The following is a 12,456-nucleotide window of genomic DNA, read 5'->3' as shown; positions in this document are numbered from 1 at the left end:
CGCCTATGGGGCCGACCGAGGGCCCCTGTGGCGGAACTGGTAGACGCGCTCGACTCAAAATCGAGTTCCGCAAGGAGTGCTGGTTCGATTCCGGCCAGGGGCACCACGCTTCGCCCTTTGGGCTTCGCGTGGGGGCTAGAAGGGCGAAGCGTGTCCGGCGAAGCCTCTTGGCGAAGTCGGACTGGTTCAGCAAACTCGAACTACGACCAGAGCGTTGCTGCGAGCACATCGGCCAGGCCACGCCCGGCGCTGCCGTCTTCATCCAGGCCCGGATTGTAAATGGTGATCTCCAGGCCGACCGCCTTGCCACTCGCCAAGCCAACCCGGAGCACGGTCGATAGCTCGTCCCACGACAACCCACCCGGCACGCGAAAATCGACAGCCGGCATGATGGCATCGTCGAGACAATCGGCGTCGAGATGGATGAAGAAGCCGTCCAGCTCGGCTCGCATCAGGTAATCGACGGCTTCGCGTGCAGCGGCCTCGATGCCCCGCGCCCGCACAGCCGGAAGATCAAGCACCTTGAGCTCTTCGGGAAGCGGCTGGCTTCCATATTCCGCCTGATCCTGGTGATCGCGATATCCAAACGCCACAATGTCTTCAGGGCGGACCAGAGGACCGTGACCTTCGATGTCGGCCAGGAGGGACGGGCCGTAGCCGGAAACGAAGGCAAGGTCCATCGAGGCGCCCTCACCATTGGGCTCCGCCTCGGGCTGGAAAAAATCGGCGTGGCCGTCGATGAACAACAGGCCGTAGCGGCCGCGCCGTCGAAGCGCGAGCATCGAGCCCAGCAAGATCGTGCAATCGCCGCCCAGCACCAGCGGAAACTCGCCCGCGACAAGCACCGCTTCCACCGCGTCGGCGAGCTGGGGCGACCACGCCGCTATTGCGCCGGCGTTCAAGATGCCGGTCTCGGGATCCGGCGCCGGATCTTTCGAAGGCACCACCAGCCGCCCGGCGCGGCGTGCGCCGATGCGCTCCGCAAGTCCAAGCTTCAGCAGCTGTTCGGGCAAGCGCTCCACGCCGTCGGTCGCAAGGCCGAGCGTCGAAGGAGCTTCGATAATTGCATAGGGGATGGTCGGCATGGCGCCTTCCCGCTCGCGACTATTGTGCCGAGTAGGTCACGGCCTCGATCTTGTGACCGTCTGGATCGCGGACAAACGCCCCATAATAGTTGAGGTCGTAACTCGGCCGCAGCCCGGGAGCGCCAGCGTCGCTGCCACCATGCTCTAATGCTGCTGCGTAGAAGCGATCGACCATCGCGCGGTTCTCGACGGCAAAGGCGATATGACTGCCGTTACCCACGGTCGCGGGTTTTCCATCGATCGGAACTTGAACGCTGAAGTGAAACGTCCCGCTTCCGTAGCCCAGTCCACCCTCGTCCTCGGCCATCGGCGTGATCCCGACGACCGGCAAGACCGCATCGTAGAAGCGCTTCGCACGCTGAACATCATTCGTACCGACGGAGACATGATGGATCACAACGACCTCCCGTTCCGGTGTTGCTTCGTAACGGTGAGCTTCCGGTCGTTGTTCCGCAGAGCCGCCTGCGGTTCTACCCACCACGAAGCAGATGCCGGGAACCCCGCCCCCGAAGTTGCTTTATCTACAAAGGAAGCAAGACATGGACACACGCGTCAGACATTGCAGGGTCCGGATCGGATCCGTGGATACCTTCTACCGAGAAGCCGGTCCTGAACGCGCGCCCGTCGTTCTGCTGCCGCACGGCTATCCCTGTTCATCCTACGAATTCCGCAATCTGATGCCGCGACTGGCCGATAATTGGCGGCTGATTGCTCCCGACTATCCCGGGTTCGGCTATAGCGGGACACCTGATGACTTCGACTACAGCTTCGACGGCTATGCCGCGTGGCTCGACCAGTTCGTGAAGCAGCTGAAGATCGAACGCTTCGTGATCTACCTTCATGATTTTGGCTCACCGATCGGAGCGAGGCTGGCGATCATGCGGCCTGAGAGGGTGGTGGCCCAGATCATTCAAAACGGCGACATACCTTACGAAGATGCGCTTGGCCCGGCATACGCCGACATCGAGAAGTCCTGGTCACTGCCCGATCAGGAGATGCGTGCGGCGATGAGGGAAGCTATCACTGAAGAGAATTTCCGGGACGAGTTCCTGAATGATGTGCGTGCGGACATGGCTGGACTGATCGCGCCGGACCTTTGGCGATTGCACTGGTCGCTGATGACCGAGCGGCGGAAAGACGCCGCCGCAGACGTTCTGTTTGGCCTCAAGGCGAACCGCCAATGGTTTCCCGAGCACCGCCGCTATCTTCAGCAGCACAAGCCGCCAACATTGATCCTGTGGGGGCCGCAGGACCATTACATGCCTGAGGAGTCAGGGCGGGCCTATCTCCGCGACCTGCCGGATGCCGAACTGCATCTCCTGGATGGCGGCCATTGGCTGCTCGAAACCAACCTCGATGAGGTTGTCGCGCTGACGCGATCATTTCTCGAACGGATCGAACCTTAACGGGCAACGACAGCGCTTTTGTCGCCAACCGGCACCGGCGCGGGCGGCAAGCTTCCCCGATCGCCCCGGGCGTTCGACTTCCCCCAGATATTCCCTATATCGTGCGGCAACGATCTGATGCAGCGGACCGCTTCGATGGCCAGGAGACGCACGACGGAGACGGACGACCTTCCCCGCTATTTCGTCTGGGTCCGGGGGCTCGAAGGGCCCGAGCCGCAGAAATGGACGGCGATGGATTTCGGCGTCGGCGATTGGAAGCGGCCGCTCGTGCTGGCCTATCTGGAGCTGCCGGAAGACGAACGGCCGCTGTCGCTATCGGTCCTGGCGCGGCGATATCCGCCGCCGCGGGTTGATCTTTCGTAAGCTGGATTGGCGGCGGCACTCCGTCGCGCGGCAACGTTGGGTCGGCACATGGCAGTCCCGTGACTTTCCCGCCCCCATGATTATGGGTGTCACGGCCTTCGGGCTGCGGTTAGACTTGCCTCGCGCCGCGGGGGACACGCGGATCGCGGGACCATGATCATGACCGAACAAGGCGAGACGGGTGAAGCCATCACCATCCTCCTCGTCGAGGACGATGCGCCGACCTGCTGGCGGCTTCAGGATGCGCTGGTCAAGGCCGGTTACGAGGTGCGCAGCGCCGGTACGCTCGCAGAGGCGCGGCAAGCCCTCGCCGCCGGCGCGCCGCGCGTGCTGCTGACCGACCTGCGACTGCCCGACGGCCACGGCGTCGAGCTGATCCGCGAGATGCGGCAGCGCTTCCCCGACACCGAAATCATGGTGATTTCCGCGCTGGGCGACGAGGAAAGCGTGATCTCCGCGATCACGGTCGGCGCCACCGGCTACCTGCTCAAGGACGCCTTCCCCACCGACATCGCCACCACGGTGCGCGATCTGGTCGCGGGACATTCGCCGATCTCGGCCTCGATCGCCCGCTTCATCGTGCGCAGGACGCAAGGTGCCGCGCAGAATTCGGCGGAGCCGCCGCCCGGTCCCGCGCTCAACACGGCAAGGCTCACCCCGCGCGAGATCGACATCCTGTGGGGCATCGCCAAAGGCTTCAGCTATGCCGAGATCGCGAGCCATCTCGGCCTGTCCAAGCAGACCGTGCCTGGGCATATCAAGAACATCTATCGCAAGCTCGAGGTGCATACGCGCAGCGAGGCGGTGTTCGAGGCGGTGCAGCAGGGCCTGATCAAGCTGTGAGCGAGATCGCGGCCAAAGCACCTACGAAGGCACCGACACGCCCGCGGCGCCGGCTAATCGCCTCGCGCCTCGTGCCCTATCTGCTGCTTCAGGCGCTGATCGTGATCGTCACGATCCTGGGGATTCGGGTGCTGCAGCCGAGCGATCCCGAAGACTTCGCCGTGACCGATTTTTCGGTGCGAGAGGACGGTCTGACGCGCCCCGTGACGCTGCCGCATTTCACCTCGTCGCGCTATTCGCTGGCCGACCCGCCATTCTACGCCGGCACCTTCACGTTCCGGAGCGGCGATGCGGCCTCGGGCTGGTCGGTGTACCTGCCGCGCTTCAGCAACGCGGTGGAGGTCGCCGTCAACGGCGTCGTCGTGCTCGACTCCCGACGCGACACCAACGCCAACCGGCCCGACCGCAACACGCCGCAGATCGCAGCCATCCCCGCGTCGCTGCTGCGCGAGGGCGGAAACGAGATCACGGTGCGGCTGTTCGTATGGGGCCCGCTCAAGGGCTTCCTCGACACCGTCTATGTCGGGCCGGATGCCGCCTTGCGCCCGGCCTATGAGACACGCACGCTGCTGTTCGTCACGCTGCCTGTGGTGTTTTCCGCCTGGCAGGCGATCCTGGCCGTCATCCTCGCGATCATGTGGCTGATGCGGCGTCACGAGCCGGTCTATGGCGTACTGGCGACGGCGATGGTGCTCGGCGTGGTGCAGGCATTCGCGCCGCCGCCGGTGCCGCCGGCCACGGTATCGCACCTGGCCGCGGTGCTGCTGGCCTCTGCACCGATCGAGAGCGCGCTGATCGTCGTGTTCGGCGTGCTGTTCTTCGGCTGGCGCTGGCCGCGCTACGGCACGCTGCTGTTCGTGCCCGGCGTCCTCGTGTTCGTGGTCGGGCTGATCGGGGGCCCGCCGCTGCCGCGCATCCTGTTCCTGGTGCTCGGCATTCCCACCGTCGGGCTCTGCCTGTTCCTGATGGCCTGCGTCACCGCAACCGCGGTGGTGCGGCGGCAGGACGCGGCGAGCTTCACGATCGGCTGCGCGGTGACCATCGTGTTGGTCTGCTGGGTCCAGGACATGCTCACGGTGCTCGACATCGTGAGCAACGATCGCATCTTCGTCTCGCGCCTGTCCTATTCGGCGATGCTGGTCGCGATCGGCGCCGGGCTGACCTGGCGCTTCGCCCGCGCCTTGAACCAGGTCGACAGCTTTGCCGGCCAGTTGGTGACGCGGGTGCGGGAGGCCGAGGAGCGGCTGAAGGCGAGCTTTGCCCGCGAGGAGGAGCGCGCCCGCGCGGCGGCGCTCGCCAACGAGCGCACGCGCCTGATGCGAGACCTGCACGACGGCCTCGGCGGCCAGCTGGTGAGCATCGTCGCGCTGTCCGAACGCGGCAGCACGGGCGCGAGCATCACGGATGCCGCCCGCGCGGCGCTGAAGGATCTCCGTCTCGTGATCGATTCCATGGACGACATCGGCGGCGACCTGATGCTGGCGCTCGGCTCCTGGCGCGAGCGCGCCACGGCCCAATTGCGGCCGCACGACATCACGCTCGACTGGCGCGTGGCGACGCCGCAGGGCCTGCCGCTGCATCCCGAGCTCAGGCCATGGCACGTCGTCCAGATCGTGCGCATCCTCGACGAAGCCGTGACCAATGCGGTCAAGCACGCGCAGGCCCGCCGCATCGCGGTGACCATCGACACGTTCGACGCGGGCCAGGGGCCGTACGGCGTGATCAGCGTGACTGACGACGGAGGCGGCTTTGCGCTGGCCGGCAATGGCGAGGCCGCGGGGGCCGGCCAGACCGCGCGCGGCTTGCGCAACATGAAAAGCCGCGCCGCCCGCTGCGGCGCGGTGCTCGACCTGACGTCTGATTCCTCCGGCACGCGCGTGCGGCTGAAATTGCCGCAACGTTTTCCCGACAGCGACATGGCCGCGGGCTGAAAGGGCCCCCTCCCCGAACGTGTGGGGCGCACGGAGAGAGGGGACGGGCCGGGTAAAATTGGCTGCGGAGGACGGGGGGTTCGTCCGCAGGCCCCTTGGCCCGAAGCGATGCATCAATTCAATGAAGCGGAAATATCAGCGCACGCCGACGCGATTGACCGGGCCGCCGCGATTCATCGGCGTGCCGGCACGCACACCGACACCGGGCGCGCCGACACCGGGGGTCGCGACGGCAGCCCGCGCGACCGGCGCTCCCACCGCCACGGCGCCAGTCGGCCGCACCACGCAGCCCTTCGGCACGCCGACGGTCTTGCAATAGACCACGGCCTGCGCCGGGCTCGTGCCCAGCGACACCATCGCCGCGCCCGCCAGCGCCATGACCGTCAGCCCTGCGCCCAGCGCTCCAGCTCTCTTCGACATCTTGCTCTCCTGGTTCCGTTCGGCGTCCCGACGCAATCACCGGGTCTCGCAGCCGAGGTGCAGCCTGAATGACAAAAGTCGGCGCGCGGATACATGCCATGAAGATGGGGGTACCGCGGGCGGGAGGACTGGCCGCTGCCATGAACATGGCATGGACCGGCGCCCGGCCTTTGCGGAATGGTCCGGCCCGATTGATCCCGGTCGGGACCAACGAGAATTCCAAAGAGGTGCTCCATGAAGATTTCGGTTCTTGCCGCGCTGCTGCTCGCAGCTGCCGCCCTGCCTGCTGCCGCACAGTCCGGTCCATCTGTGCAGGAGCAAATGGCCTGCCGCGGCGACGCCAGCAAATTCTGCGCCGAGCATATCGGCAAGCCGCCGCAGATGAACGCCTGCCTGCGCGAGAACAAGTCGAAGCTGTCCGATTCCTGCCGCAAGGTGGTCGAATCGCGCGGAGGCTAGTCGTTCATCCTTCTCTCTTGGAAGAAGCCAGAGAGGGCAGCGCTCTGCCGCCCTCTCGAAAAAATGCCAAAGGCGCGCCGCTATTCCTGCATCATTTCGCCGCTTCCGCCGAACTCGGCGGGAAAATCCTTCAGCTTGGGCAGGCCATCGCGCATCGGCAGCACGGTCTCGGCATAGTTGACGTGGACGCCGGGCGTGAACGCGAGGGTGGGGATGGTGGCGGCGAAAACGTCGACCAGACCGAGCGGCGGATGGTTGGTCATGAGATGGCCACCGCACTTCCTGCAATATTTGCGCTGGCTGAGCGGCGTCTTGACGAAGGTCTCGACATTCTGAGCGCCTTCGGTGATGCGCACGGCTTCCGGTTTCCACAGGCTGAAGGCGTTGACCGGGCCGCCCGACCACGAGCGGCAGGAGCGGCAATGGCAGTAACCCATCGCCTCCGGCGCGCCCGTGACCTCGACCGTGACCGCGCCGCAGAAGCAGTTTCCGACATGTTTCATTTGGACGTCTCCCTTTTTCCGATGGATCGCTATCGCGCGTCGGCGCCCCGCGCGCTGTTTCGATTGGATGCGCGGGGCTTGGCCTAGACTATACTGACCGGCGCCAGGGAATAAGCATGGAGACGCGTTGCTTGTACTGCCGGTACTCGTCGCCGAAGAGATCGACGAGATCGCTCTCCTCAAGCGCGATGCCAACGAAGATGTAGAGCGTGGTCACGGCCGCGAACAGCAGATGACCCGCGGTCATGACCGGCGCCGCCCAGAACGCGATGATGAAACCGAGATAGATCGGATGGCGGACGAACTTGTAGAGCAGCGGCGTCTTGAAACGCGGCGGCTGCATCTCCTTGCCGACGAGATGATTCGTCACCTGATGCAGTCCGAACAGTTCGAAATGGTTGATGATGAAAGTCGAGGTGAACACCAGCACCCAGCCAGCGAAGGACAACGTGACCAGTGTCACGGCAAGATCGGGGTTCTCGACTTCCCATATGACCGCGGGTAGCGGACGCCACTGCCAGAACAGGAGCAGCAATGACAGGCTCGCGAACAACACGTAGGTCGAGCGCTCGACCGGCTTGGGGACGAACTGCGTCCACCATGCCTTGAATTGTTGGCGCGCCATCACGCTGTGTTGAACCGCGAACAGCGACATCAGCAGCAGATTGATGACGACCGCGCGAACGACGGGCGCTTCGGCACCGGTATCGATGGTCTTGGGCACCATCACCCCCATGACGAAGCCGATCGCGTAGAGAATTGTGACGAAAAACACGAGATACGCCGCAATTCCGTACAGAAAGGCGATGAACCTGAAAATACGAGAGCCCGTAACGTCCGGGCCGAGAGAATGAACCTGATGATCAATTTGGGTCATGAAACACTCCGTTGTGCCGAGGCATCGACACGGTTTGGTCTTCGCACCATGCCGGATCGGACGTCCGGCGGCTTTCGCGGACGATTGATTTTCGCCTGAGACGACTTTGATTTTTGCTTGAGACGACGAGAACGTGCGATTTCGCTTTGAAAACAACGTGCTGGACGGCGACCTCCGGGAGCTCAATTGCGACGGAAAACCCGTCCCGTTGCAGCCGCAGGTGTTCGATCTGCTGCTTTATCTGGTCACGCAACGGGCGCGTGTGGTCAGCAAGGATGACCTGATCAGCCAGGTCTGGAACGACCGCATCGTCTCGGATTCCGCCCTCAACAGCCGGATCAACGCCGCGCGCAAGGCGCTCGGCGACGACGGCGCGAGCCAGCGCCTGATCAAGACCATTCCGCGCAAGGGCTTTCGGTTCGTCGGCGAGGTCCGGGAAGAGGTGGCGGTATCGCCCGCGCGGACCGAAGCCAGGCTCGCTCCCCCGCGCATGGCGGACCGCCCGGCGGTCGCGGTGCTCGCCTTCGAGAACAAGAGCGGGGATCCCGAGCAGGACTATTTCGGCGACGGGATCAGCGAGGACATCCTCACCGCGCTGTCGAAGCAGCGCTGGTTCATGGTGATCGCCCGTAACTCCTCCTTCACCTACAAGGGACGCGCGGTCCATATCAGGCAGATCGCCGAGGAGCTCGGCGTCCGCTACATCGTCGAAGGCAGCGTGCGCAAGACGGACAACCGGGTGCGCATCACCGCGCAGCTCAACGACGCCGTGTCGGGCGGTCATCTCTGGGCCGAGCGCTATGACCGCGAGCTCGTCGACGTCTTCGCCGTGCAGGACGAGATCACCAACGCGATCGCCGCCGCGATCGAGCCGCAGATCCACGCCGCCGAGAATTTCCGCAGCCGTCGGAAGCCGCCGGCGAGCCTCGACGCCTGGGACCTGTTGATGCGCGCGCTGTCGCATTATTGGCGCGTGACCCGGCAGGACCATGCGGCCGCGAAGGCGCTGCTCGCGCGCGCGATCGCGATCGATCCGGATTACGGCCAGGCGTTGTCGGTGCTGGCCGTGAACGACATGTTCGGCGTGCATCTCGGCTGGACCGAGCTGGCCGCGGTTGCGCCGTCCGCGGAAGCCGCCGCGCTCAAAGCGGTGCGCTGCGACCATGAGGACGCCTGGGCACATGCCGCGCTCGGCAGCGTCTGCTTCTCGACCCGCAGGCTCCCAGACGCGCTGTCCGAGTTCGAGCAGGCGCTCGCGCTCAATCCGAACTTCTCGCTGGCGCAGGGCTATTACGCGCTGGCACTGTCCTATGCCGGACGCTCGAACGACTCGTTCGAGGCCGCGCAAAAGGCGATCCGGTTGTCGCCGCGCGATCCGTCATTGGCGATCTATCACGGTATCGCCGCCTATGCGCGCTTCACCGAACGGCACTATGGCGAGGCCATCGCGCTGGCGCGCGAGGCGATCCGCCACCGCGGCGATCTTACCGGCGCATACCGCGTGCTCGCCGTCTCCGCCGGCATGACTGGCGATGGCACGCTTGCGGAAATGGCACTCGGAGAGCTCCGCCGCACCCAGCCGGGCATCTCGCTGCACTGGATCGCGACGCAGCTGCCGTGGGCCAGTGAGCGAGATCGCGAACACTATCTGGAGGGATTCCGCCGCGCAGGCTTGCAGTGAGGCGTCTTACCCTCCCTGCAGGGCAAGCGCTAGGTTCGCTTCCGGCGTAAATGGACGACGACATCGAGCCGCGCGATCTCGTGGCCGGGAAGCGCCTCGGGCATCTTGGTGAAGGCGAGGCCCTCGGCCACGTCGACCAGCACGTCCTCGCCTTCGAGATAGAAGTGCGGATGCAGGGACGTGTCGGTGTCGAAGAACGACTTGATGCCGTCGGCCGCGATCCGGCGCAAGAGGCCCGCTTCGGTGAACTGGTTCAGCGTGTTGTAGACGGTGGCGAGCGACAGGTATGCGTTCGCAGCCATCGCTTCTGCGTAGAGACTTTCTGCGGTGACGTGACGATGGCCGCCCAGGAACAGCAGTCGGCCCAGCGCCACGCGCTGGCGTGTCGGGCGCAAGCCGGCATTGCCGAGCAATTGCAGGCAGTGCTGCACGCCCGCATCCGGCGACGGCTCAAGACCGGCGATATCGGGTCCGCCGTCGTCATCCGCAGGGATAGTCGTGGCCTGAATATCCATCCATCGTCTCACGGCTCAAGCAAACGGGATGCGCAGCCGCGTCCCGCTACTTGCCATTCGATCGCAAAAGCGGCGGGCCGGCTTTGATCCGGATCAAATTTGGCGTCGACCGCCTCTGACCTGGCGCAAGGCGGGCCGGCTCATTCCCGGCCAGAATGCGCGGGCATAGATGAGGTTCGCATGTCCAAGCCGGTTCCCGACAAGGCAGAGGTCGCACTCGAATATCCCGACAAATTCTATGTCGGCACCTTCGAGCATTCGTCCCGCTTCGAGGCGAAGCTCGACGGCAGCGGCATTGCGCTGGTGCTGCAACATCCTGGTGCGGCCGATGAACGCAAATCGGTGCATCTGCACGTCAACTTCGGCCTGCTGGCCGGCATCCTGCGGGAGCTCGCCGGCAGCGTCGCCGCGCTTCCCAAGGACGACATCGCGCACCGCGAGCAGCTTGCAGAGGCGCTCGACGAATTGCGGCGGAAGCTCGGCGCAAAATGACGGGCTGATGCTTTTGGTCGCAGGCGCGGACTTGTGCACTGCCCCGGCATGCTCTCATCACTTCTGAAGGCCGCCTGATCCCTCGGAGCTGGCCGATCTACCGTGCCGTCGCACAGGCGGAGAAACAGGACGAGCTGTACATTTTTTGTGCGAGCACTGTCGCGACTTTCATCTTGCCGCGCTGAACGGGACTGTGTGAGCCTCGATGGCGGATGGGGACTGGGATGGACCGACCGTCGCTTTGCGCGCGAGGGCGCGTGCGAAGCGTTTCCGGCTGGTTTCGCTTGAGAAAGATTACGACATGCCAAAACGAGTGTTGCTTGGTCTCCTCCTGGCTTGCGGCCTTGCGGCCCCTGCGCTGGCGCAAGAGCCGAAGACGGGGGGTGTGATCAATGCCGTGATTCAGCCCGAGCCGCCCGGCCTGATGCTTGCACAGGTCCAGAACGGCCCGACCCAGATGGTCTCGGGCAACATCTTCGAAGGCCTCTTGCGCTACAGCCCCAAGCTCGATCCCCTGCCGGAGCTCGCCGAGAGCTGGAGCGTCAGCGAGGACGCGAAGACCTACATCTTCAAGCTGAAGAAGGGCGTGACCTGGCACGACGGCAAGCCCTTCACCGCCGCCGACGTGCTGTTCTCGATCGAGATGCTGAAGCAGACCCATGCGCGCGCCCGCACCAATTTGGCGCAGGTCGACAAGGTCGAGACGCCGGACGATCATACGGTGGTCTTCACGCTGAAGCAGCCGTTCGGCCCGCTCCTCGGCATCTTCGAGGTCGGCTCGATGCCGATGGTGCCGAAGCATCTCTATGCAGGCACCGACTGGAAGACCAACCCCTACAACAACGCACCCATCGGCACCGGCCCATTCATGTTCAAGGAATGGCAGAAGGGCTCGTTCATCCGCCTGGTCAAGAATCCGAACTACCACGAAAAGGGCAAGCCCCATCTCGACGAGATCTACTGGCAGATCATCCCGGACGCCGCCGCGCGCTCGGTGGCTTACGAGACCGGCAAGGTCGACGTGCTGCCCGGCGGCTCGGTCGAGAATTTCGACGTGCCGCGGCTGTCCAAGCTGAAGGACACCTGCGTCACCGGCGCCGGCTGGGAATTCTTCTCGCCGCTGGCCTGGCTGTGGCTGAACAACCGCCAGGGTCCGCTCGCCGACAAGCGGGTGCGGCAGGCGATCATGTATGCGGTCGACCGCGACTTCGCCAAGGACGTGATCTGGAACGGGCTCGGCAAGGTCGCCACCGGCCCGTCGGCCTCGACCATCAAGTTCTATACCGATGACGTGAAGAAATACCCCTACGATCCGGCCAAGGCCAAGGCACTGCTGAAGGAAGCCGGCTACAAGGGCGAAAAGATCCGCCTGCTGCCGCTCGCCTATGGCGAGACCTGGCAGCGCTGGGGCGAAGCCGTCAAGCAGAACCTCCAGGATGTCGGCATGACCATCGAGACGATCGCCACCGACGTCGCCGGCGGCAACCAGAAGATCGCCGAGTGGGATTACGACATCGCCTTTACCTATCTCTACCAGTACGGCGACCCCGCGCTCGGAGTGGGACGCAACTACATCTCCAGCAACATCGCCAAGGGCCAGATGTTCAACAACGTCGAGGGTTACTCCAACCCGGATATCGACAAGCTGTTCGCCGAGGGCGCGGTTGCAACGCCGGATTCCAAGCGCAAGGAGATCTACGAGAAGGCGCAGAAGATCCTGGTCGAGGACGTGCCGGTTGCCTGGATGCTCGAGCTGCAATTTCCGACCATCATGCGCTGCAAGGTCAAGAACCTGATCACCACGGGGATCGGGGTCAATGACGGCTTCAAGGACGCATGGCTCGACAAGTGAAGCCTCTTACCTCTCTCCCCTGCGGGGAG

At 64.5% G+C, this 12,456-nt stretch carries 14 protein-coding genes and 1 tRNA gene; 9 read left to right on the top strand and 6 right to left on the bottom strand.

Annotated elements, in window-relative coordinates; translation table 11 throughout:
• Positions 1-21: 21 nt before the first annotated feature.
• A tRNA-Leu gene (locus I6F24_RS26425) sits at positions 22-106 on the top strand.
• 94 nt (positions 107-200) lie between these two features.
• Here the strand turns inward: I6F24_RS26425 and I6F24_RS26420 are convergent.
• Positions 201-1,085: an arginase family protein gene (locus I6F24_RS26420; protein WP_225152166.1), complete on the bottom strand. Its 885-nt coding sequence runs from the start codon at positions 1,083-1,085 to the stop codon at positions 201-203.
• A gap of 19 nt (positions 1,086-1,104) precedes the next feature.
• Positions 1,105-1,482: a VOC family protein gene (locus I6F24_RS26415; RefSeq protein ID WP_035996730.1), complete on the bottom strand. Its 378-nt coding sequence runs from the start codon at positions 1,480-1,482 to the stop codon at positions 1,105-1,107.
• A gap of 142 nt (positions 1,483-1,624) precedes the next feature.
• Between I6F24_RS26415 and I6F24_RS26410 the strand changes: the two genes are divergently transcribed.
• The 4 genes from I6F24_RS26410 to I6F24_RS26395 all read left to right on the top strand — a co-directional run bounded on the left by I6F24_RS26410 (position 1,625) and on the right by I6F24_RS26395 (position 5,628).
• A complete protein-coding gene (locus tag I6F24_RS26410; protein WP_225128540.1) occupies positions 1,625-2,491 on the top strand; it encodes an alpha/beta hydrolase in 867 nt (288 codons plus the stop codon).
• 135 nt (positions 2,492-2,626) lie between these two features.
• On the top strand, positions 2,627-2,854 hold the full coding sequence (locus tag I6F24_RS26405; protein ID WP_225152164.1) for a hypothetical protein: 228 nt from the start codon (positions 2,627-2,629) through the stop codon (positions 2,852-2,854).
• A gap of 159 nt (positions 2,855-3,013) precedes the next feature.
• Complete coding sequence (locus tag I6F24_RS26400) at positions 3,014-3,697, top strand: response regulator transcription factor (RefSeq protein ID WP_035996793.1); 684 nt, start codon at positions 3,014-3,016, stop codon at positions 3,695-3,697.
• Positions 3,694-5,628 (top strand): ATP-binding protein, encoded by a 1,935-nt coding sequence (locus I6F24_RS26395; protein ID WP_225152162.1) that lies wholly within the window; start codon positions 3,694-3,696, stop codon positions 5,626-5,628. The genes I6F24_RS26400 and I6F24_RS26395 overlap by 4 nt, the downstream gene beginning before the upstream one ends.
• 135 nt (positions 5,629-5,763) lie before the next feature.
• On the opposite strand, the gene I6F24_RS26390 is transcribed toward I6F24_RS26395, so the two are convergent.
• Positions 5,764-6,048 carry a hypothetical protein gene (locus tag I6F24_RS26390; protein ID WP_225152160.1) on the bottom strand — a complete coding sequence of 95 codons (285 nt, stop codon included), beginning with the start codon at positions 6,046-6,048 and terminating at the stop codon, positions 5,764-5,766.
• A 234-nt stretch (positions 6,049-6,282) separates the two neighbouring features.
• Between I6F24_RS26390 and I6F24_RS26385 the strand changes: the two genes are divergently transcribed.
• Positions 6,283-6,507: a hypothetical protein gene (locus I6F24_RS26385; RefSeq protein ID WP_036020653.1), complete on the top strand. Its 225-nt coding sequence runs from the start codon at positions 6,283-6,285 to the stop codon at positions 6,505-6,507.
• Positions 6,508-6,587: 80 nt separating this feature from the next.
• Here the strand turns inward: I6F24_RS26385 and I6F24_RS26380 are convergent, their stop codons facing one another.
• Together I6F24_RS26380 and mddA are read right to left on the bottom strand one after the other, a co-directional pair.
• The gene (locus I6F24_RS26380) at positions 6,588-7,010 is read right to left on the bottom strand and encodes a GFA family protein (RefSeq protein ID WP_036040263.1); all 423 of its coding nucleotides are present in this window, start codon (positions 7,008-7,010) and stop codon (positions 6,588-6,590) included.
• A gap of 88 nt (positions 7,011-7,098) precedes the next feature.
• Entirely contained in the window at positions 7,099-7,887 is a 789-nt protein-coding gene (gene mddA / locus I6F24_RS26375) for a methanethiol S-methyltransferase (RefSeq protein ID WP_225152158.1), read from the bottom strand.
• A 133-nt stretch (positions 7,888-8,020) separates the two neighbouring features.
• Between mddA and I6F24_RS26370 the strand changes: the two genes are divergently transcribed.
• Entirely contained in the window at positions 8,021-9,568 is a 1,548-nt protein-coding gene (locus tag I6F24_RS26370) for a winged helix-turn-helix domain-containing tetratricopeptide repeat protein (RefSeq protein ID WP_225152156.1), read from the top strand.
• Between the two features lie 29 nt (positions 9,569-9,597).
• Here the strand turns inward: I6F24_RS26370 and irr are convergent, their stop codons facing one another.
• Positions 9,598-10,083: a Fur family transcriptional regulator Irr gene (gene irr / locus I6F24_RS26365; protein WP_035996708.1), complete on the bottom strand. Its 486-nt coding sequence runs from the start codon at positions 10,081-10,083 to the stop codon at positions 9,598-9,600.
• Positions 10,084-10,263: 180 nt separating this feature from the next.
• Here irr and I6F24_RS26360 point away from each other — a divergent pair, with 180 nt between their 5' ends.
• Both I6F24_RS26360 and I6F24_RS26355 read left to right on the top strand, forming a co-directional pair.
• A complete protein-coding gene (locus I6F24_RS26360; RefSeq protein WP_225152154.1) occupies positions 10,264-10,575 on the top strand; it encodes a hypothetical protein in 312 nt (103 codons plus the stop codon).
• Positions 10,576-10,876: 301 nt separating this feature from the next.
• Positions 10,877-12,427, top strand: coding sequence for an ABC transporter substrate-binding protein (locus I6F24_RS26355; protein WP_225152152.1), 1,551 nt, complete (start codon positions 10,877-10,879; stop codon positions 12,425-12,427).
• Positions 12,428-12,456 lie beyond the last annotated feature (29 nt).

This window comes from Bradyrhizobium sp. BRP23 (assembly GCF_020194135.1).
Lineage (GTDB): Bacteria > Pseudomonadota > Alphaproteobacteria > Rhizobiales > Xanthobacteraceae > Bradyrhizobium > Bradyrhizobium yuanmingense.
The sequence above is the reverse complement of the archived record's forward strand: the minus strand, read 5'-3'. Positions and strand labels throughout refer to the sequence as shown.